We start from the raw sequence: 20,456 nt of genomic DNA on the forward strand, positions 1-20,456 counted from the left end.
AATCTTTCTGTTTGCTGGTTGATGCTACCAACACCTTACCAACAGCATGCCGTATGAAATATAACCCGCTCGGAAATACCGGCGTATTAGTGTCCGAAATTTGCCTTGGTACCATGACCTTCGGCGGAACTGGTTACTGGAAAGCGATGGGCGAACTCCAGCAAAACGCCGTTAATGACATTGTTAAAACCGCCCTTGATAACGGTATTAATTTTATTGATACCGCCAACGTCTATTCGTTCGGTGAGTCAGAACGATTGCTGGGCCAGGCGATCCAGTCGCTCGGGATATCGCGGGATGAACTCATAATTGCCACTAAAGTGCGGGGGCGTATGGGTGAAGGCAAGAATCAGGTTGGGCTGGGACGTCTGCAAATTATGCAGCAGATTGAGGGGAGCCTGAAACGACTCCAAACCGATCATGTAGACTTGTATCAGATTCACGGATTTGACCCAATGACGCCCCTGGAAGAGACCATGCGTGGGCTGGAAGACGTAGTAAGGAGCGGCAAAGTCCGGTATATCGGTTGTTCGAACCTGGCTGCCTGGCAGGTGATGAAAGCGAATGGCATTGCCGAGAAGAATGGCTGGACGAAGTTTGTGTCTACCCAGAATTATTATTCCATTGCCGGTCGTGATCTCGAAAATGAGATTGTTCCGATGGTGCAGGATCAGCAGATGGGTATTTTGCCATGGAGCCCATTGGCCGGTGGATTTTTGTCAGGGAAATATACGCGGGATAACAAACCCGAAGGCGATTCACGCCGATTAGCCTTTGATTTTCCGCCGGTCAATCAGGAGAAAGCTTACGATATTATTGAGGCTATGCAACCCATTGCCGAGGCTCATGGGGCTTCCGTAGCGCGAATTGCACTGGCGTGGGTATTAGCCAAACCGGGCGTTACGAGCGTCATCATTGGTGCAAAAAATACGGATCAGCTATTGGACAACATCAAAGCCGTTGACCTGAGTTTAACAACGGAACAGCTTGAAGAGCTCGATGAAGTAAGTGCGACAAGTAAGCCTTATCCGCAGTGGATGATTCAGCGGCAAAGCAGTGATCGCCTTGGCGCCTATAATTTCTCGCCAAACCAGTCGGCCGTCGTTAAGTAATTATGTGGACGGGTGCCCGTCCACATTACCGTTTGCAATTTTGGCCCCTTCTACCGTATTTTGTGCGTATAAATTAATTCTTCCAATAATGAATTTTCCCGCAGAACTGAGCTATACAGAGGATCACGAATGGATTCGAATAGAAGATGATGGTACGGCCGTAGTGGGCATTACCGAATTTGCACAGAATGAACTGGGTGATATTATCTTCATAGATGTCAACACGGTTGGACAGTCGCTTGCAAAAGGTGATGTGTTTGGCGCTGTTGAGGCTGTAAAAACTGTGTCGGATTTGTTTTTGCCGATTGAAGGTGAAGTTCTTGAATTGAATCCAGCTATCGAAAAAAGCCCTGAGCTGCTGAATAGTGATCCATATGGGGATGGCTGGATTATCCGCCTGAAACCCGCAAGTGCGGTTGAGCAGGACGGCTTACTGACTGCCGATGCGTATCGGGATTTAGTAGGTGCCTGATTGACTATATTTTAGACCAGAAGGCTCCGAGAGGGGCCTTTTTTGTGAACCAGATTGCTCATTTATTGAGCCATGCCACTGCCCATGCAATTCTTAATCCGTGCTGCCCGCGTTGTTGATCCTGCTTCTGCCTTCAATGGGCAAGTAGTTGATATGTTGATCGGAAACGGTCTTATTCAGCAAATCGGCGTAAATCTGGAAACCAATGCAACAGTACAGGTAATCGAAGCCGATGAATTGCACGTATCGACGGGCTGGGTAGACATGCGCGTGTTGGCGCAGGACCCTGGTTACGAACACAAAGAAGACCTGACGAGCGTTTGTCAGGCGGCTGCGGCCGGGGGATTTACCGACATTGCCGTATTGCCCAATACGCAGCCTGTGGTTGATGCCAAAGGAACACTTGGCTACGTTCGGCGCATGGCTGAGGGGCAGGTGGTAAATGTTCACGTAATTGCCGCCGTAACAAAAAAAGCAGCAGGTGAAGACTTTACGGAGATGCTCGATCTACATCATGCCGGGGCCGTCGCGTTTTCAGATGGAACGCATCCCCTCCAGAATCCTGATTTGCTGCTGAAAACACTTCAGTATCTGCAACCTGTCAATGGACTCTTGATGAATCGTCCCGAAGAGCAGTTGCTTACGAGTTTCGGACAGATGCACGAAGGTGTTCAGAGTACGTTGCTTGGCCTGAAGGGAATGCCCGCCTTAGCCGAAGAGCTTATGGTTGAACGCGATCTACGCTTGCTGGATTATGTTTTGGGCGTGGAGCATGGGGCGTGGAGCATGGAGTCAGAAGCTAAATCGAATCTGGAGCCTCTAAGCCCCAACCCCCATGCTCCAAGCTCCACGCCACCTGTGCTGCACTTTTCCACTATCTCGACGGCTCGTTCAGTTGAGCTGATTCGGCAGGCGAAGGCGCAGGGAATGCCCGTCAGTTGCGACGTAGCGGCTCACCAGTTAGTTTTTGATGATTCGGCTTTGGCTGGATTTGATACCAATCTGAAAGTAAATCCGCCGTTCCGGTCTCCGGCCGACGTAGCGGCTCTCTGGGCAGGGCTGGCCGATGGCACTATTGATGCCATCGTATCGGATCATTCACCTCAGGATGCGGAAAGCAAAAACCTGGAGTTCGATCAGGCCGAATTTGGGGTGATTGGCCTGGAAACTGTATTTGCTGCGGTCATGACCCATAATCAGGACTTACCGCTGACGCAGGTAATCGAAAAACTCACCAGCAGACCCCGGCAAATTCTACGACTGTTGCCGGTACATATTGCCGAGGGACAACCCGCTAACCTGACGCTCTTCGACCCAACCGCTACGTGGACTTACGAGCATACGCTATCGAAATCGAAGAATTCGCCGTTTCTGGGCCAGAGGCTTACGGGCCGCGTTATTGGGACCGTACATCACGGTCATTTTAATAAATCTGTATGAAAAGTATTCTTTCTTACTTCGGAAATCCGTTGCTGAAAATTCCGCTTCTGGCTGGGTTGGCAACGGGGGTTCTGTGTTTCCTGTATTTTCTGGGGTTGTATGCCGCTGGCGTCCCTGCCTTGGGTAATATCCGTGTGCTCGACTACGGCATTCATATTATCGTGATGGTAGGAACGGTCTGGTACTACCGGAAATACATTGGTCATGGTCGGCTGCATTTGTGGGAAGGCCTGACCATTGGGTACGTACTCAACACCATAGCCGCTTTGGTGACGGGCTGGCTTATTTATTTATTTGTAACGCAGATTGATCCGGGCGTCTTTGCAGAGTACGTAGTGAATTCTAAAAAACTGCTGCTGGAGGGCAAAAAACAGATCACGGATCAGTTTGGCCCGGAAACGTTCGCCAAGCAATGGGATAAAGTCATTACTATGAAACCATCGGTACTACTGCCCGATGAACTGACGAAGAAAACAGCCTTAGCGGTACTGCCCGTGCTCATTATCTCGCTTATCTTCCGAAAACAGGATTATAGCGTATTGGAATAAACGTATCATTGGATTACAGATCACAATCATGAATGAACAGCCTTCTGCTGCACGTATTGCTTTAAAATGGGGTTTCCTGACGGCGCTGGTCGAATTGTTGGTAACATCAATCCGGTACGCGCTAAATCAATACGTAAATTTCCTGTTTCCTGTCCTTACCGTCCTCATCCTTGCGGCTGGCACTGTGTTGGCTATGCGGGAGTTTCGTCAACAAAATAAGGGCTGGATGACGTACGGAGAAAGTATTAGCCTGACGTTGCTACTGTTTGCCATCATTGGCATCATGGATTCTACCTATCAACAAGTCTATCAGACCTATATTGATCCGGCGTATACAGAAAAAACGCTCAGCCAGACCCGGGATATGATGGAGCGGTTCGGGGCTAAAGATGAGCAATTGGAGCAATTTGATGAGCAGGTTGAGGACGCTGGAAATAAGCCAAAGAAAGGCATGGCAGGCATATCGTTCATTGGGAGTATTTTGTTTTGGGTGTTTGGCGGATTCCTGATGTCACTGATTGTTGGCGCATTTATGCGAAAGACCAAAACCAATCCGTTTGAGTAGAAAAAAGTGTACAGGTTACGGTATACCGTAAACCCAAAACCGCACTATGCTGGCCATTTTTCGCAAAGAAGTCAATCAGTTCTTTTCATCGCCTATTGCGTACATCATCATGGGCGTGTTCCTGACGGCTCTTGGATTGTTGCTCTGGGTGTTTCCCGACACGAGTCTGCTCGAAAACGGGTACGCCGACATGGGCACGTTCTTTAATCTGACGCCCTATGTCATGCTGTTTCTTGTACCCGCTATCACGATGCGCGCCATTGCCGATGAAGTTCGGTCGGGTACACTCGAATGGTTGTTGACGAAACCCGTTAGCCGGTGGGGCGTTGTGGTTGGGAAGTTTCTGGCGAGCTGGCTTTTAGTGGCCCTTACGTTACTACCAACCCTGCTGTACTACGTTTCACTTTATCAACTCGGTTCGCCTGCTGGCAATATTGATTCAGCGGGCGTATTTGGTTCATATATTGGGCTAATTTTGTTGTCAGGCGTGTTTGTGTCCGTTGGTTTGTGGGCGTCGTCACTCAACGATAATCAGGTAGTTGCTTTTGTGCTGGGCGTATTTTTCTGCTTTCTGCTTTACGCTGGGCTGAGTGCGCTGGCAGGCTTGTCGATTCTTGGTAGCGTAGCCTATTATCTGTCCTCATTCGCGTTAGACGAACAATACCGGGCCTTGGGAAGGGGTGTAATTGACTCGCGCAACGTTGTTTACTTATTTAGCCTGATTATACTTTTTCTACTACTGACAGCCAACCGACTGAAAGCTTCCAAATGAGAATTAATCCAATACTGCTACGTGGGCTAGCCATCACCTGGACAATCATTATATTGATTGGCTGCCTGGCTCCCCACGATGAAATACCCGGCCCAATCATATCCTGGAACGATAAACTCATGCACGTAGCCATATTTGTGCCATTTTCCCTGCTGTGGATGATGACGGGTATGAGACTACAAACTGCACTCATTATTGGAGTACTTTTTGGCGCCTTAATCGAAGGGCTTCAATACATATTACCCATCAACAGAAGTTGCGATTTTGAAGATCTTGTTGCCGATTCTATTGGCACGCTGGTGGGAGTGGGGCTGGCTCTGGTCTGGTATCGGCTGTTTCCAAGGCAGGATTTTTAAATTCTATTGGCTCATCAGAAGGTGATTAAGGAAAAAATCACCAAATTAACCGCTCAAATCATTGATCATTATGCATATTGGATTCATTGGCTTAGGAAAGATGGGGTTTAACCTCGTCAGTAACCTGGTAAAGCACGGTCATACCGTTGTTGGCTACGATATTAATGAGACGCTGGTCGAAGCTATTAAAACTGAAGGCGCCCAGGGAGTCAATACGCTACAGGACCTTTATAATGCGCTGCCCGAGAAACGGGTTTTGTGGCTAATGATACCGGCCGGGCCCCTGGTCGATAAAGTCATAGAACAACTGTTAACCGTAATGCAAGCGGGCGACATTGTTATTGATGGTGGAAACTCGCATTATAAGGATTCGCTGCGTCGTCACGAATATTTGAAAGAGAAAGGTATCGGTTTCCTGGACTGCGGTACCAGTGGAGGCATCAGCGGGGCTTTGAACGGAGCCTGTACCATGGTTGGTGGCGACGCCGACGTAATTGAGCCCTTACATGGCGTGTTCAGAGATATTTCGGTTGAAGATGGGTATCTCTATACCGGTCCTGCGGGTAGTGGCCACTTCACCAAAATGGTACACAATGGAATCGAATACGGCATGATGCAATCCATTGCCGAAGGGTTCGAGGTATTGGAAAAAAGTCAGTTCCCGCTCGACTTTGAAGCCGTTGCCAAAATGTGGAGTCACGGCTCCGTTATTCGGGGCTGGCTGATGGAACTGACCGAAAATGCCTTTAGTAAAGATCCTAAACTGGATGCGATTAAGGGCAAGATGTTCTCTTCCGGCGAAGGCAAATGGACGCTCGAAACAGCACTCGATCTGGGTGTTCCAACACCCGTAATGGCTCTGTCACTCATCATGCGCTACCGGTCGTTGCAAGATGATACGTTTACCGGAAAAGTAGTAGCAGCTTTACGGAACGAGTTCGGTGGGCACGCTGTCGAGAAAAAATAAATTTCATCCTAAAAAATTATTACTCAATCCAATTGCCTTTTTTTTCGTTAGTATTATATACCGTAAGGTTCGGGCAGTTTCGATTGTCATTTATAGTACAATCGAAACTGCCCGAACTTATTTTAAACTTATAGAACCACTGTACGCATACATGAAGGTACTGAGCGCCATCAGCGACCCCGTTTTCACAGGGCGTGAGTATAATCGGTTTGACCGATTTTTCCTCCAATACATCAAAGACGAACGAGATCTACCCTTTATTTATCTTACCATTCGGATTAGCCTTATTTTAATTCCGCTTAGTGTTTTATTGTTTATGCCCTTTCTGACGGGCTGGGCCTGGTGGGTAGTGGCTGTGGTTCATTTTGGCTTTAGCAATTTCGGTATTAAAGGTCCATTTGGCTTAATGCTTCACTGCACCAGTCACCGGCAGTTCTTCAAGTCTGAATATGGCTGGATGAACAACTACCTGCCCTGGATACTGGCTCCCCTTTTTGGGCACACCCCCGAAACCTACTACAGTCACCACATTGGCATGCACCATCCCGAGAACAATCTCGAAGATGATGACAGCAGTACCATGACGTATCAACGGGATAGCGTTCGAAGCTTTATCGCTTATTTTGGACGTTTTTTTGTCGTAGGTGTTCGTAATCTGTTGGGTTATCTCCGGAAGAAGAACCGGTCTAAATTAGCCACTCGTGCCTTTGCCGGTGAAATGATATTCGGCGTCGTTTGCATAGCACTTTGTTTTGTGAGCTGGCCTGCGGTAATCGCCGTCTTCGTATTCCCGCTCTTTATTTACCGCTTGATTGCTATGGTGGGGAATTGGACACAACACTCGTTCGTAGATGGTGAAGACCCCGGTAATGCCTATAAAAATAGCCTTACGTGCATCAATGTGAACTATAACAAAAAGTGCTGGAATGATGGCTACCACATTAGCCACCACGTTCGGCCTGGTATGCACTGGAGTGAACACCCCACGTTTTTCCTAAAAACGATCGATAAATACGCTCAAAACCAAGCCATTGTTTTTGATGGCCTGGACTTTGGAAACGTTTTCTTCCTGCTGATGCGCGGCCGATATGATATACTGGCCCAGCACATGGTTAATATCAATGGTACGTTTGCCAATGATGAAGAAGCGATTGCTTTATTACGTCGGCGTACGAAACGGATTCCGTTCCGTACTGAAAGTTTGACGATGGCCAACGTAGCAGTCGCTGCCTGATCAGTGCCATATATAATTCTGTAGATTCTTTAATAGACTATTCTCTAAAGAATCTACAGAATCAGCTAGTCTAGCTATTCCCGCCGTCGATTCGCATTTCAATGATACGCTGGATGTCGACGGGCACATTCGAGAGAAAATCATAGCCCGTCAGGGTTTCCAATGCATCGACGCTGGTTACGTAAGCTTTCCAGGGTTTATCCGCAGCCGATTGATCGTTAGGAATATTTACGGCAATAATTCGGGTATTGGACGTAAGTTGAAAAGAATCATCAGAACCAACAGGAACGACGATCAGTATTTTCCAGAGCGTTGCCGGAACGGTCAACTTGCCATTAGCCAGGGACGTAGCATAGCCGTTTTGCCCAGTGCCTCCCGTTCCACTTGTGCCCGCGACAATGTAAACGTCATTACCACCGCCCATCAATTGCCGTTCGTAATCTTCCAGGCTTTTCCATACTTCCCGATTATGACGAGGGGCCTGCGGAACTATGTTAGTTAGAATAAACGTAGCGGCATTGTCTTCGGGCGTATTGTCGCGGTCGTCGGAGGGGCAGAGGTGTCCCCGGTCAAAGCCCGTGTTCGTGTAATCGGACGTGCGGACGGCATACCAGCCAGTCGGTAACGTAGCGTCAGGCCGAAACTCATTGGTCCGTTTTGCATCACCTTTCCAGGCCGTACTCAAGCGCCAGCTGACCCAGTTCGCAATTCCCCGACTGCGATTGTACGACACAACGTATTGAGGCTTTGTCAGCAGGTAATTATCAGGATTATCGGTCGATGCACCACTCGGATTACCAAGGGCGAGATTATCCGTGCGGTGTAGGGAAGCGGGCGCTATGACTGGGCGTACAGTTCGGCACCCATCCAGTAAGAGCCCCAAGGTAACGGCTAAGAGGATTGTTTTCAGTTGATACATCATATTGATTGATTTTGCTAACATTCTTGCAGAACTTTACATGTCTATAAATGTAATGAAACTCTACTTAGCCTATTAGAACTAAGTGGAAAGATAAATTGCCCTGAAACAGACGTATAATTGCTATCATGGCCAAAAAAAAGCAATCATCAGGTAACGATACTCCACGCCCTGTAGTACCTAAACTTACTCCGGCACCAGCCCCTGGTTCTGTTCGTCCTGCTTCAGTTCGTCCCGCCGAAGCTGCCCAGCGCCCCATAACTCGTCCAACGGCAACGAAACCTGTTAATGGTCCCCCTGCATCTAACCTGCCGATTGAGGAGCGACCTGTCGTTTGGTGGCCTCCGCTTGCTTTGGCTCTACTTGGGTTTGCTTTGTACATCAATACGTTTGGGCATCAATTTGCGCTCGATGATATTGCGGCCATTGGGCAAAATCTATTCGTTAAAAGAGGGATTGCGGGTATCCCTGATTTGCTGCGTACTGAGTTTTGGCACTTTAGCAATATCTCACTAGGGTATTACCGACCGTTGTCGCTCATTACGTTTGCGCTCGAACAGGAGTATTTCAATGGTGACCCCAACATCAGCCATATAATCAATGCTGGGTTGTACGGCCTGACAGGTTTAGTGGTTGGCATCTTACTCCAGAAATGGCTCTCTGCCCAAACGATTACCGCTTTTCTGATCGGGCTGGTTTTCATGGCGCACCCCATCCATACCGAAATTGTTGCCAACATTAAGGGCCGCGATGAGATATTAAGTTTTCTGTTCATTGCCCTGATGCTGCTGTCCTATTGGCACTACCTGGAAACAAACAAATGGGGCTGGATAGCAGGGGCTTGCGTATCGCTCTACCTGGCATTTCTCTCAAAGGAATCATCTATTGTGAGTCTGGCGCTGATTCCAGCCATGCAATATTGGTTTGCCCGACGGTCCGTCTGGCAGTCGCTCATTAGTTTATGGCCTTTTCTGCTTGTGACCGTCCTGTTTTTCTATCAGAAGCAGAAAATGATTGGTACATTGAGCGGCACGCCACCGGTCGACTGGGCCAACTACCCGTATGCAATCGAGAAGACGCAAAAATCCACTACGTTTAAATTTCTGGAATACTACATCCGGTTGCTGATTCTGCCGCATCCGCTGGTGTATGATTATTCCTACAATGTAATCCCGTCGGGTGGAAAGGGCGATTTACTGACATGGGCTGGCTTTATCACCTTTGTTGGATTGATCTGGTTAACCTGGAAAGGATTCGTGAAACGTAGCTTGTGGGGTTTTGGGTTGTTCTGGTTCCTCGTTACAATGACGCCAGGTTTGGGTTTCATCTGGTTGCGGGGCGGCATATTCGCCGAACGCTTTACCTACGCAGCCGTAATGGGCTTCGGATTTGTACTCATCTGGGCGTTGCAGAAACTATTGTTACGTAATTTCGTCGATACCAGCAGTGAATCGTCGTCAAAACCAATGCTGGTCCGTTACGCGCCTTTGTTCGGATTGATGGCTATTATTACGGGTTTATACGCCTTCAAAACCATCGAGCGTAACCGCGATTGGGAAAATAATTTTGTTCTCTTTAACTCGGCCCTGCCTTATGCACCCAATAGCTGCCAGGTGCAACGGCACGTAGCGAATGAGTGGATTGAAAAAGGGTTGAAAGATCGCACGGAGGTTGATTCGATTGCTAACGCTACCAATGCCATAAAGCCCAAACCGTCGCCTGATCAACTAAAGAAAGCTCAGGTTCTGATTGACACCAACGTTGCCCGGGCCAATATACATGGCCGATGGGCGCTCGATCACCTGCAGGAGTCAACCCGTATTTATCCCAGTTTCGGTGAAGCGTATTTTTCGATGGCCTATGTTTTTCAGAAGATTACGCCGAATGTGGACTCGGCTAAATATTACTACAAGCAAACCATTCGGGCGGCCAATGCCTATGCGCCAGCCTACAACAACCTGGGGGTGATTTATCAGGGAGAAGGTATCGCACAGAATAGTCGTCAGAAGCTGGAATTGGCTTCCTACTACTATAACCGATCAATGGTAGTTAATCCGGCCTACGTGGATGGACAGAACAACCGGGCTAACCTTTATAAATCAACGGGCATTGATGTCAAATTCCTGCCCGATTCGGTGCTGAATAAGTATTAACGAGTAGCTGAATAGCTAAAATATTACCATTCCACGTTGCTACGTAGCAACGTGGAATTTTTTGTTATAGCCGATTTATAATCGCTAATATGTCAAATTACTAGCGCTTGATGAGCCTGGATACGTAGTGGGTTAATCGAACGAAGCGACATCTTGCGAAAAAGTGAACTCAACGGTAAAAAAAAGAAAGAAGAGACTTTGGTTTGTACTGACGCTGAATGTGAGATTCTTATCAAAACCAGTAAACAGGATTATTGCCGAACCCCATTATGAAAAGTACGCGCCGAACCTTTCTTGCTCAGGCAGCCACCACAGCGGCCGCTGGAATCGCCATCCCCACGATCCTGTTTGGTGCCAGGCCAAAAGTTTCAGAAACTGTTGTTGGGCACGGTGGCTATCGGTACCGTGCCGTACCAAACTGGGGTATACTCGATTCCAGCAAGAATCCGGTGAACGATTGCCACGAAATGGTGCAGGATGCAAAAGGCCGCATTATTTTGCTGACGAACGAGACTAAAAACAACGTACTGATTTACGATAAATCGGGAAAGCTGCTCGAAAGCTGGGGAAATTCCTATCCTGGCGCACACGGTCTGTCTCTAGCGAACGAAGGGGGGCAGCAGTTTCTGTTCATTAGTGATACCGACCGCCATCAGGTTATCAAAACAGACCTGAAAGGCCGCGAAATCCTGAAAATTGACTACCCGAAAGAAACGGGCGTTTATGCGCATCCGACACAGTTCAAACCTACCGAAACGTCCATCAATCCCACTAATGGCGATATCTACGTAGCAGATGGTTACGGCGAAAATTATATTACGCAGTACGATAAAACGGGACAATACATTCGCCATTGGGGTGGTAAAGGAGCTGATAATGAACAATTTGACTGTTGCCATGGGATTTTAGTCGATACCCGGAAAAATCAGGTAGCCGGTATTTCCGGCCCTACGTTGCTTATCACGGACCGCCGACATAATTGCCTGAAACGCTTTTCGATGGATGGGAAATATTTGTCTACTATTGCACTACCCGGATCATATATTTGTCGCCCTGTGTTGCATAATGACATGATTTACGGCGCTGTTTTCCGTAGCACGTCCGACTCGTATCCCGATTCGGGCTATGTTCAGATTTTGGATAAGGCTAATAAAGTTGTGTCAACACCGGGTGGTTCAGAGCCAATTTATAAGGACGACCAGTTGCAGGAACAGCGAAAAGACCGGGAGTTTGCCTCATTTCTGCACCCCCACGACGTATTAGTCGATGAGGACGAGAGCTTGTATGTTGCTCAGTGGAATTCCAAAAAAACGTATCCGATAAAATTAGTGCGGGTGAGCTAAATAAGTGTGTAATTCAACGAAGTGTCCCAGCGAACATGCGTAGTAATTGATATTACTGTTTGAATTGCCGAATACACCAGCGAATGACAGCTGCCAAAACCAAAACGGTCAAACCAATGCTAAATACTTGCCAGAGTATGAGTCCAGCGTCTGGCGTTAACGAATTCATATAGATTTTCATCTAAAGGGTTTCACCCATCAATTCCCGCAAAATCTTCTGAGCGGCTATCGAAATGACGGTTCCTGGGCCAAAAATACCGCGAACGCCCGCGTCGTAGAGAAACTGGTAGTCTTGGGCGGGAATGACGCCACCTGCAATGACCAGAATGTCGTCGCGACCGATTTTCTTTAATTCCTCAATCAGTTGGGGTACCAGTGTTTTGTGACCCGCGGCCAAACTTGATACGCCCACGATATGGACGTCGTTTTCGGCCGCTTGCTGAGCGACTTCGCCCGGTGTTTGAAAGAGCGGTCCCATGTCTACGTCGAAACCCAGATCGGCAAAGCTTGTAGCAATGACTTTCGCACCCCGATCGTGGCCATCCTGACCCATCTTGGCAACCAGAATTCGGGGACGTCGACCGTCGAGTTCCGCAAAACGGTCGCTCATTTCGCGGGCCAGCCGGAAGTTCTCATCGTCGGAGACTTCAGCCGAATAAATACCGGATATAGCCCGAATCGTGGCCTTGTGACGGCCGAAAGCTCTTTCCATAGCGTCAGAAATTTCACCTAACGTAGCGTGGTGGCGAGCCGCTTCGACGGCAAGGGCGAGGAGGTTTACCCCACCCCTAACCCCTCCCCTGTTTTCAGAGGAGGGGGATAATTCCGAAGAGGTCTTCCCCTCCCCTGAAAACAGGGGAGGGGTTAGGGGTGGGATAGACGCTGCGTCCGTAATAGCTGCCAACGTTTTCGCTACGTTGTCCTGATTTCGATTTGCCTTTAATTCCTCCAACCGCTTTATCTGCGTGTCACGCACTGCCTGATTGTCAATATTGAGCAATTCGATCGTTGTTTCGGAGTCGGGTTTATAGCGATTAACGCCCACAATTATGTCTTTGCCTCCGTCGATTCGGGCTTGCTTACGGGCGGCTGCTTCCTCAATACGTAGTTTGGGTAGCCCCGTTTCAATAGCTTTCGTCATGCCGCCTAACTGCTCAACTTCCTCCATCAAGGCCCATGCTTTTTCAACTAATTGTTGAGTCAGAAATTCAACATAGTAGGAGCCACCCCAGGGATCAACGGCGCGGGTAATGTCGGTTTCGTGCTGTAAATAAAGTTGCGTATTGCGGGCAATTCGGGCCGAGAAATCGGTTGGTAAAGCGATGGCTTCGTCCAGGGAATTGGTATGTAAACTTTGCGTGCCGCCCAATACGGCTGCCAGCGCTTCAATGGTTGTTCTCGCTACGTTGTTGAATGGGTCTTGCTCCGTCAGACTGTAACCGGACGTTTGGCAGTGCGTACGCAACGCCAGCGACTTTATGTTCGTTGGGGCAAACTGCTTCACGATTTTAGCCCAAATCAGACGTCCAGCCCGCAGTTTGGCAATCTCCATAAAGTGATTCATACCAATGCCCCAAAAGAACGACAGGCGAGGGACAAAGTCATCAATGCCCATACCAGACCGCAGTCCCGTACGAATGTATTCAAGTCCGTCTGCCAGTGTGTAAGCTAGTTCCAGGTGGGCTGGCGCGCCCGCTTCGTGCATATGGTAACCGCTGATACTGATGGAGTTGAACTTTGGCATGTGTTGAGCCGTGTACGCAAAAATATCCCCGACAATACGCATGGATGGTTCTGGCGGGTAGATGTACGTATTACGTACCATGAACTCCTTCAGAATGTCATTCTGAATGGTTCCGGAGAGTTTCTCCGGCGTTACACCCTGCTCCTCGGCGGCTACGATGAAGAAGGCCATAATTGGTAATACGGCCCCGTTCATGGTCATCGACACTGACATTTGATCGAGTGGAATCTGATCGAACAGAATTTTCATATCCTCAACCGAATCAATAGCAACGCCCGCTTTCCCCACATCACCCACCACACGCGGGTGATCAGAATCATAGCCCCGGTGAGTGGCCAGGTCGAAAGCTACCGACAATCCTTTCTGTCCGGCTGCCAGATTACGCCGGTAAAATGCGTTCGATTCTTCGGCGGTTGAGAAGCCAGCATATTGCCGGATAGTCCACGGCTGACGGACATACATACTGGCATAAGGTCCACGCAGAAACGGCGGAATCCCGGCTGCATAATTCAAGTGATCAGCCTCTGCTAAGTCCACCATTGTGAAATGGGGTTTCAGTTTGATGCCTTCGGACGTAGTGAAGAGTGTAGGGCGTGGGGCAGAGGGCAGGGGGGGCGTGCCTTTCTCACTACCTGGTAATGATGTATTCTGTATGTTGGTGAAGTCGGGTCTCATGTTTGTTATGGGCAATAAACCTACAAGTCGGACTGCCGATGCTGTCTTTAAAACGGTATAAGTTTGACTTTGATTTACTCAAACTCCTCGGCTAGTCGTCGATTGGGGAGTGAACCTGTGCCATTTTTAGAAACGTGGTGAGTTTGGTTAGAAGATTCATCAAACCGGAACTTCGTGACGCCCACTAAAACCTTTCCACTACGTATCGCTTCGACTTTTGCCTGATAGGATCGCTCAATTTCCTGTTGAATAAATCCAGCGGCAAGGGCTTTTGTAAACCCTCCTCGTTTTTCAACATCCAGAAACAACGTCCAGGCGGCATCAACCAATTGGCTCGTCAGGGTTTCGATATAGTAGGAGCCCGCTGAAGGATCAGCCACTTTGTCAAGATAGCTTTCTTCTTTTAACAAAACCGATACGTTGCGGGCGATGCGGTCGGCGTGATTTCGATCAGCGGAGCCATTGCTTGAGGTGTCCAGAACGTTATCGTATGGGTGAACGGTTAGTACGTCACAACCACCAATAACGGCTGCCATTGCTTCGGTCGACGACCGAAGCAGGTTAGTGTAGGGTGTGGCCGCAGAGTCATAGAAGGTGGATGTTTGTGTATGTATGGTGTAGGATATAGGATGTGTGATACTGGAATAAGCTGAAAGAAAGCGATTCATGAGTACCCGGAGGGCTCGAAGTTTAGCGATTTCCAGAAAATAACTCGTGCCTACTGAAATAGATAATAGCGTTTTAGGGACGAGTTGGTCAATCGGCAGTCCCTCATTTGTGAGTTGGTCGTATGCATCAGCCAGAGAGGCCAGGGTAAACGCCAGTTCCTGCGTAGCGTTGGCACCGGCATTATGAAATTCGTGACTGCCAACGCTTACCGTACGAAACAGGGGCGAGTCTGCTGTTAATCGGGTAATCTCCGCCATTGACGTGCGAACACCGGTTAGTAAGCCCCCTTTGAGTTGGTAAGGCGCAACGATTTTTAACGCCTTTACGAAATCAGTAGCTGCTACGTTGTCATCCAGCCGGAAAAAGATGGGCGTATCGCTCAGCTTGATGCCATTCAGCAAGCGGGATAAATCGGTTTGAGAAGAAAGGCGAAGAACGAGTGCATCGGCACCGCGGGCGAGTACATCGCGCAGGAGTACGTTATCTGATTTCTCGTCGGAGATCTGTTGCTCAGGGGCATTTAACCAGCCGGGTGCCTGTTTCTGACTATCCTGAACCGTTTTAAGTGGCCGGTGGTGCATTTCACCGGCTGTGTAATAAGGTTCTACCGTAAATCCTTCCTCTGTTTGCCACAACAGATTTTCATAAGCTGATTCGTTTTTTAGTTCCTTTTGGACCTGTGCCAGCCAGGCCGCTTTGTCGGCAGCAGGAAACAGAGTTGAAAAAAGCGGCTCCATCAGATGAGTTCGGGAAAATGTGTTGGTAAAAGTAGTCTTTTTCTTTTCTCAGGGAATAACCGCATTTGTAGTTACTATTGGAGATCTCCGTTGCATTATTCAAAGGGATTGATTTGTTTCCTTGACGTTCCGTATGAAACGCGTAATTTTAGCTTAACATTGAGAAAGGGAAAGGCATATCTCAGGCAGACCGTTAAAAAAAACGTTTACTGCTTTACGGAGTACGGTCAAATAATTTTCTACATTTGTCTCCCTTTTTTGCGACCCCGACGTAACTGTGATGTACCCCCGTGAATGTAACAACCCAGACAGGCATGCAGCGTGAAGTAACGACGGTGTGGAATCGCTGTCTGACCGTTATCCGGGAAATCGTACCCGAACAGAGTTTCAATACGTGGTTCGAGCCAATTGTGCCGCTGAAACTCAATGGGCATGTGTTGACGATTCAGGTACCGAGCGAGTTTTTTTACGAGTGGCTCGAAGAAAACTTTGTGCATGCCCTACGGAAAGCCCTCGACACAGCTATCGGTCGCGATGGGCAGCTGGAGTATTCCATTATTGTTGATAAAGGCAACGAGCAGAACAGACCACTGACCGTTAATATCCCAACTACGAAATCGACGCAAACGGCTAAGCCTGATAATGTTAACCCTGACCTTATCAAAAGTCCGTTTATTTTTAAAGACCTTGATTCGCTTACGCTTGATTCATACCTGAACCCAAGCTATACATTCGATAATTATGTTGAAGGCGATTGCAACCGACTGGCCCGGTCAGCGGGCTATGCGGTGGCCGAGCGACCGGGTATTACGTCGTTTAATCCGCTGATGATTTACGGGGGCGTTGGACTGGGCAAAACGCACCTGGTACAAGCTATCGGAAACTTCATCAAGAATAATAATCAGAACAAATTTGTCCTGTACGTAACGTCGGAGAAATTCACAAACCAGTTTCTGAATGCGGTCCGCTCAGACGGTATTCGCGACTTCACGGCGTTTTACATGCAGGTGGACGTACTGGTAATTGACGACGTGCAGTTTTTGCAAAAGAAGGAAAAAACGCAGGAGATATTCTTCCATATTTTCAACCATCTTCACCAATCGGGTAAGCAGATCATCATGACCTCCGATCGGGCTCCACGGGCACTGGATGGACTGGAAGATCGGTTATTGTCCCGCTTTAAATGGGGGCTGTCCGCCGATTTACAAACGCCCGACCTTGAAACGCGGATCGTCATTATCCAGAAGAAACTACAAGCTGAAGGTGTCTATATCGACAGCAATGTGATCGAGTACATGGCCCATAGCGTCAATACCAACGTTCGGGAACTGGAAGGTGTCATTGTCTCGCTCATGGCGCAGGCATCGCTGAATCGGCGCGAGATTGACCTCGAACTGGCCAAACACACACTACGTAACATTGTAGTCGATTCAGAGCGCGAAGTCACTATCGATACGGTTCAGGAAGCCGTGGCCAGTTATTTTAACGTGACGATTGCCGATCTGAAAGCCAAAAGTCGTAAGCGCGAACTGGTACATCCCCGACAGGTGGCTATGTATTTGGCCAAAGAAAAAACGGACTTGTCGCTTAAGTCCATTGGGTATCATTTCGGTGGACGTGATCATAGTACGGTCATTCACGCCATTCAGACTATCAGTGATTTGGTGATGAAACACCCTGAAACGCGTGAGATCGTTGAGAAACTGAAAGCGCAGTTTAAGTAGCTTTCTTTTTGACAGGATTGACAGGATAAAAGGGATTTTTTATGTCTGTTTTATCCTGTTAAAAAATAAAAATGCTGAAAACTTTACCGCGCCACCAAATCAATTCTTCTGCCTGGGATGCCTGCGTGGCTGCTTCTTCACAACGAATTCTATATGGTTACTCCTGGTATTTAGACGCCGTTCTGCCCAGCCCAGACTGGAAGTGGTTTGGTCTTGTAAATGTAGACAAAAATGGTCAATATCAGGCTGTTATGCCCATCTCACTACGTCGGAAGCGGGTGGCTGGTATCGCGTATCGTTGGGTCGTGCATCAGCCATTCTTTTGTCAGTTTCTGGGCATCTTTAGCCGGGAGGAAGCAATTAATTCTATGCCGTTTCTCCAACTCATGCAACAGGCGTTTCGCTACGGATCAACGTTTAGTATGCGTCAACCATTGGACAATCCATCGCTGTTTGATACGTTCCGAGCACAAACGACGCATGTTCTTGATCTGTCGATTGGTTATGAACTTGTTTCGCAACGCTACTCCCGCGACCGTGTCACGAATTTACGTCGGGCTTACCTGGCTAACTGGACAGTCATTGACTCTACTGATCCAGAACCTTTGCTAACATTATTTCGCAAACATCAGGCTAATAGCATTGATGGCGGTGTGGCTGATTGGGCCTACGACATAGTCAGAAACCTGCTGATTGACTTGAACAAACGCGGACTGGCCGTGCTACGGTATGCTACCCGTGAGAATCGTATTGAAGCCGGAGCCTTATTTGTTCAGGAAGGTAATCGACTAATTTATCTCTTTAATGCAGCATCGGAAGCTGGTCGCCAGGGAAATGCGCGAACGTTGCTGATTGACCAGATTATTAGGGAAAAAGCTGGAGATCAGTTAGTTTTTGATTTTGAAAGTCCGGAGAAGTCGTCAATTCGAGATTTTTATCGGAGTTTTGGCGCTCGTGAAGAGCCGTTCTGGACAGTACGCTGGAATCGGCTAAGTGAGGTTGAGAACTTTGCCAGAAAGGTGGTGAACGTAGTGCGTGGCAGGTGAGTAATGCTAAAGCAGGCAGGCATTAAAAAGGTAAAGGCATACCACAGTTCTGAGCTGTAGCACGCCTTTACCTTTTTGAGCCCCGTAACTTAATAAAATTTCAAGGGCTGTTTAAGTCCTTCGTTGCGTTTCAGATCCATCACCATTGAACCAATCCACAAATCGACTTCAACTTTGACGGGCACTTTATTCGTATCATCGGAAACAAAAATCCGGATTGATTCTTCCTGCTTAAACATCGCGTTGCCCGGCGGCAGTACAGGATTCAATTTTATAACGTTGATCTTGCCCTGCTTCGTTTTTACTACGTCTTTGCCCCGATAGCGCACTTTCATATTATAGACCGTGTCATCGTAAAAAGCGGGCACTTCAATAACCTGACCACTACTGATCTTGTTGAAGTCGATCGTTCTCAGAAAATAATAGCCACTGATGAGGTCATGGACATTATCCGGTACGTTAAATACGTCTTTCTCAGTACGTTCTTCGGCTTTTACAGTGTTCGCTTCATGATTGAACGTAATGTTTTCTTCCTTCCGATAGCTGTTTTCCTGAAGGTTCGTGTAAAACTTTTGCGGCAATATGGCTGATGTGTCGATGTATGACCGCCACGTATCACGAACGCGGGTAACGAGATCAAACGCCCCAACCGTACGACCGTCTACATTGACACGATAGCAAGGACGATCGTTGACTTTGTAGAGGGTGGGACTAACATCTACAATGGCTTCGGCCGCGTTCAGAAAGCCATAATGAACCCGATATTCGATGTGTTCACCGGGTCCAAAACTGTTGTTCGGAACACGCCGATATGCGTTCAGCGCAATAAATCCAGTGCTCAGAACAGAAAGTATACCGATGCCAATTAAAAACTTTTTCATGCGGGTTACTACCCGTTGGTAGGGTTAATTTATAAAGATGGATAGGTTTCTTTCAGGTAAGTCAGATACCGTTTAAAATCCCCTCCGAATTTATTTTCAAATTCCTGCCGAAAACGATTCTGCTGTTTTCGATACGTTAAATACCCAATAAAGTACGCATTATTCGGTAAGTTTAGTTTGCCAGGACGCCGTTTTTTTATTGAGCGTACGCTTGACTTGCTGCGTTGGTCGGTAATTGTGTCCGACGACACAACAATTTGCTCAATAGTCTGCCACTTCAGCGAATCTTTGACGGCGATTGGCGTAGTGGGTTTAAACGTCCGGTACAAACTATCGAGCGTTTGTGTGCCGCACAAAACATGGCTGTCATATCGCTCATAAAACGCTTTAGTGGCCAGATAGTTCTGGTAGGGCGCCGATGCTTTGCCGTACTTCTGCGCCAGAAATCGAAGCGCTCCATACTCCCCTACGAAATCCGCCAAATTTTCGTTGTACTCCAGACTATTTTTCACAAACAACGTACCATGCGTTAGTTCGTGAATGATTAATTCCGCCAGACTGCCCTCAGATCGCTCCAGAAAGCTGGATAAAATGGGGTCGTTTAAGAAACCTAAAGTCGACCAGGCCGATACTTCCCCAACTCTCGTGTCAAATCCTTCCCGCTTCAATTCAGAAACCGTCGAATCGGCGCGATCTTTTTCAAAGAAACCTTTGTAGGAGAACGTACCAATTATAGGAAAATGCCACTGCCTGGCAATGAGTTGATACGGTTCGGCGGCCGTAATGACCCACAAAATGGGTTTTCCCTCCTGATCATAAAACGATTCATAACTTCCCGACTTGTCTAATCCGAGTGAATCTATAGAAAAACGCTTTATTTCTCGGATAAGTTCTATTTTTTTCTTCAGCGAATCAGGATAGGCCGGATCGGCAAGCACCTCGGCAACGGGTTTAGTGTTCCATAATATGCGCACTTGCCCACGTGCCTGCATCCAGCCGTAACTAACCAGTTCCCACTGCCAGACAACTAAAACAGCTAGAACCCCTATAGTAACCAGAGCAATTTTTCGGCGCATCGGTTGGAAAATCAAATACAAAA

General features: G+C 47.9%; 18 protein-coding genes. 13 read left to right on the top strand and 5 right to left on the bottom strand.

Translation table 11 applies throughout. The annotated features are described in order from the left end of the window. Nucleotides 1–53: 53 nt before the first annotated feature. The 9 genes from BM202_RS22365 to BM202_RS22405 all read left to right on the top strand — a co-directional run bounded on the left by BM202_RS22365 (nucleotide 54) and on the right by BM202_RS22405 (nucleotide 7,466). Nucleotides 54–1,112, top strand: a complete 1,059-nt coding sequence (locus tag BM202_RS22365; protein WP_093830299.1) for an aldo/keto reductase — start codon at nucleotides 54–56, stop codon at nucleotides 1,110–1,112. A gap of 88 nt (nucleotides 1,113–1,200) precedes the next feature. After that, nucleotides 1,201–1,584: a glycine cleavage system protein GcvH gene (gcvH, locus tag BM202_RS22370; RefSeq protein ID WP_093830301.1), complete on the top strand. Its 384-nt coding sequence runs from the start codon at nucleotides 1,201–1,203 to the stop codon at nucleotides 1,582–1,584. A gap of 84 nt (nucleotides 1,585–1,668) precedes the next feature. Further along, complete coding sequence (locus BM202_RS22375; RefSeq protein ID WP_093830569.1) at nucleotides 1,669–3,024, top strand: dihydroorotase; 1,356 nt, start codon at nucleotides 1,669–1,671, stop codon at nucleotides 3,022–3,024. Next, the gene (locus BM202_RS22380) at nucleotides 3,021–3,572 is read left to right on the top strand and encodes a DUF4199 domain-containing protein (protein ID WP_093830303.1); all 552 of its coding nucleotides are present in this window, start codon (nucleotides 3,021–3,023) and stop codon (nucleotides 3,570–3,572) included. The genes BM202_RS22375 and BM202_RS22380 overlap by 4 nt, the downstream gene beginning before the upstream one ends. Before the next feature lie 28 nt (nucleotides 3,573–3,600). Beyond that, nucleotides 3,601–4,137: a DUF4199 domain-containing protein gene (locus BM202_RS22385; RefSeq protein ID WP_177236653.1), complete on the top strand. Its 537-nt coding sequence runs from the start codon at nucleotides 3,601–3,603 to the stop codon at nucleotides 4,135–4,137. Between the two features lie 46 nt (nucleotides 4,138–4,183). Beyond that, nucleotides 4,184–4,909: a gliding motility-associated ABC transporter permease subunit GldF gene (gene gldF, locus BM202_RS22390; protein WP_093830305.1), complete on the top strand. Its 726-nt coding sequence runs from the start codon at nucleotides 4,184–4,186 to the stop codon at nucleotides 4,907–4,909. After that, a complete protein-coding gene (locus BM202_RS22395) occupies nucleotides 4,906–5,265 on the top strand; it encodes a VanZ family protein (RefSeq protein WP_093830307.1) in 360 nt (119 codons plus the stop codon). Before gldF ends, BM202_RS22395 begins: the two co-directional genes overlap by 4 nt. Before the next feature lie 70 nt (nucleotides 5,266–5,335). Beyond that, nucleotides 5,336–6,232 (top strand): phosphogluconate dehydrogenase (NAD(+)-dependent, decarboxylating), encoded by an 897-nt coding sequence (gnd, locus tag BM202_RS22400; protein WP_093830309.1) that lies wholly within the window; start codon nucleotides 5,336–5,338, stop codon nucleotides 6,230–6,232. A 151-nt stretch (nucleotides 6,233–6,383) separates the two neighbouring features. Beyond that, nucleotides 6,384–7,466, top strand: coding sequence for a fatty acid desaturase family protein (locus BM202_RS22405; RefSeq protein ID WP_093830573.1), 1,083 nt, complete (start codon nucleotides 6,384–6,386; stop codon nucleotides 7,464–7,466). Between the two features lie 70 nt (nucleotides 7,467–7,536). Here BM202_RS22405 and BM202_RS22410 read toward each other — a convergent pair whose 3' ends face one another. Beyond that, entirely contained in the window at nucleotides 7,537–8,409 is an 873-nt protein-coding gene (locus BM202_RS22410; RefSeq protein WP_245776747.1) for a DNA/RNA non-specific endonuclease, read from the bottom strand. 104 nt (nucleotides 8,410–8,513) lie between these two features. On the opposite strand from BM202_RS22410, the gene BM202_RS22415 reads away from it, so the two are divergent. Beyond that, nucleotides 8,514–10,538, top strand: a complete 2,025-nt coding sequence (locus BM202_RS22415; protein WP_093830311.1) for a hypothetical protein — start codon at nucleotides 8,514–8,516, stop codon at nucleotides 10,536–10,538. A gap of 269 nt (nucleotides 10,539–10,807) precedes the next feature. Continuing rightward, nucleotides 10,808–11,881 (top strand): NHL repeat-containing protein, encoded by a 1,074-nt coding sequence (locus BM202_RS22420; RefSeq protein WP_093830313.1) that lies wholly within the window; start codon nucleotides 10,808–10,810, stop codon nucleotides 11,879–11,881. 181 nt (nucleotides 11,882–12,062) lie between these two features. Here the strand turns inward: BM202_RS22420 and scpA are convergent, their stop codons facing one another. Together scpA and BM202_RS22430 are read right to left on the bottom strand one after the other, a co-directional pair. Then, on the bottom strand, nucleotides 12,063–14,300 hold the full coding sequence (scpA, locus tag BM202_RS22425) for a methylmalonyl-CoA mutase (RefSeq protein ID WP_093830315.1): 2,238 nt from the start codon (nucleotides 14,298–14,300) through the stop codon (nucleotides 12,063–12,065). A gap of 74 nt (nucleotides 14,301–14,374) precedes the next feature. Then, the gene (locus tag BM202_RS22430) at nucleotides 14,375–15,706 is read right to left on the bottom strand and encodes a methylmalonyl-CoA mutase family protein (protein WP_093830317.1); all 1,332 of its coding nucleotides are present in this window, start codon (nucleotides 15,704–15,706) and stop codon (nucleotides 14,375–14,377) included. Nucleotides 15,707–16,020: 314 nt separating this feature from the next. On the opposite strand from BM202_RS22430, the gene dnaA reads away from it, so the two are divergent. Together dnaA and BM202_RS22440 are read left to right on the top strand one after the other, a co-directional pair. Beyond that, nucleotides 16,021–17,430 (top strand): chromosomal replication initiator protein DnaA, encoded by a 1,410-nt coding sequence (dnaA, locus tag BM202_RS22435; protein WP_093830319.1) that lies wholly within the window; start codon nucleotides 16,021–16,023, stop codon nucleotides 17,428–17,430. Nucleotides 17,431–17,501: 71 nt separating this feature from the next. Continuing rightward, on the top strand, nucleotides 17,502–18,476 hold the full coding sequence (locus tag BM202_RS22440; protein WP_093830321.1) for a GNAT family N-acetyltransferase: 975 nt from the start codon (nucleotides 17,502–17,504) through the stop codon (nucleotides 18,474–18,476). A gap of 89 nt (nucleotides 18,477–18,565) precedes the next feature. On the opposite strand, the gene BM202_RS22445 is transcribed toward BM202_RS22440, so the two are convergent. Both BM202_RS22445 and BM202_RS22450 read right to left on the bottom strand, forming a co-directional pair. Then, the gene (locus BM202_RS22445) at nucleotides 18,566–19,357 is read right to left on the bottom strand and encodes a DUF3108 domain-containing protein (RefSeq protein ID WP_093830323.1); all 792 of its coding nucleotides are present in this window, start codon (nucleotides 19,355–19,357) and stop codon (nucleotides 18,566–18,568) included. Nucleotides 19,358–19,386: 29 nt separating this feature from the next. Next, entirely contained in the window at nucleotides 19,387–20,433 is a 1,047-nt protein-coding gene (locus BM202_RS22450; protein ID WP_093830325.1) for an aminopeptidase, read from the bottom strand. Nucleotides 20,434–20,456: the final 23 nt, after the last annotated feature.

This window comes from Spirosoma endophyticum, assembly GCF_900112365.1.
In the GTDB taxonomy this organism is placed as follows: domain Bacteria; phylum Bacteroidota; class Bacteroidia; order Cytophagales; family Spirosomataceae; genus Spirosoma; species Spirosoma endophyticum.

Coding starts and splice junctions, on each gene's coding strand:
- dnaA (WP_093830319.1), top strand. CDS start 16,021: ATGCAGCGTGAAGTAACGACGGTGTGGAATCGCTGTCTGACCGTTATC.
- BM202_RS22430 (WP_093830317.1), bottom strand. CDS start 15,706: ATGGAGCCGCTTTTTTCAACTCTGTTTCCTGCTGCCGACAAAGCGGCC.
- BM202_RS22445 (WP_093830323.1), bottom strand. CDS start 19,357: ATGAAAAAGTTTTTAATTGGCATCGGTATACTTTCTGTTCTGAGCACT.
- gnd (WP_093830309.1), top strand. CDS start 5,336: ATGCATATTGGATTCATTGGCTTAGGAAAGATGGGGTTTAACCTCGTC.
- gldF (WP_093830305.1), top strand. CDS start 4,184: ATGCTGGCCATTTTTCGCAAAGAAGTCAATCAGTTCTTTTCATCGCCT.
- BM202_RS22405 (WP_093830573.1), top strand. CDS start 6,384: ATGAAGGTACTGAGCGCCATCAGCGACCCCGTTTTCACAGGGCGTGAG.
- BM202_RS22385 (WP_177236653.1), top strand. CDS start 3,601: ATGAATGAACAGCCTTCTGCTGCACGTATTGCTTTAAAATGGGGTTTC.
- BM202_RS22450 (WP_093830325.1), bottom strand. CDS start 20,433: ATGCGCCGAAAAATTGCTCTGGTTACTATAGGGGTTCTAGCTGTTTTA.
- BM202_RS22410 (WP_245776747.1), bottom strand. CDS start 8,409: ATGTTAGCAAAATCAATCAATATGATGTATCAACTGAAAACAATCCTC.
- BM202_RS22415 (WP_093830311.1), top strand. CDS start 8,514: ATGGCCAAAAAAAAGCAATCATCAGGTAACGATACTCCACGCCCTGTA.
- BM202_RS22380 (WP_093830303.1), top strand. CDS start 3,021: ATGAAAAGTATTCTTTCTTACTTCGGAAATCCGTTGCTGAAAATTCCG.
- BM202_RS22375 (WP_093830569.1), top strand. CDS start 1,669: ATGCAATTCTTAATCCGTGCTGCCCGCGTTGTTGATCCTGCTTCTGCC.
- BM202_RS22420 (WP_093830313.1), top strand. CDS start 10,808: ATGAAAAGTACGCGCCGAACCTTTCTTGCTCAGGCAGCCACCACAGCG.
- gcvH (WP_093830301.1), top strand. CDS start 1,201: ATGAATTTTCCCGCAGAACTGAGCTATACAGAGGATCACGAATGGATT.
- BM202_RS22365 (WP_093830299.1), top strand. CDS start 54: ATGAAATATAACCCGCTCGGAAATACCGGCGTATTAGTGTCCGAAATT.
- BM202_RS22395 (WP_093830307.1), top strand. CDS start 4,906: ATGAGAATTAATCCAATACTGCTACGTGGGCTAGCCATCACCTGGACA.
- scpA (WP_093830315.1), bottom strand. CDS start 14,300: ATGAGACCCGACTTCACCAACATACAGAATACATCATTACCAGGTAGT.
- BM202_RS22440 (WP_093830321.1), top strand. CDS start 17,502: ATGCTGAAAACTTTACCGCGCCACCAAATCAATTCTTCTGCCTGGGAT.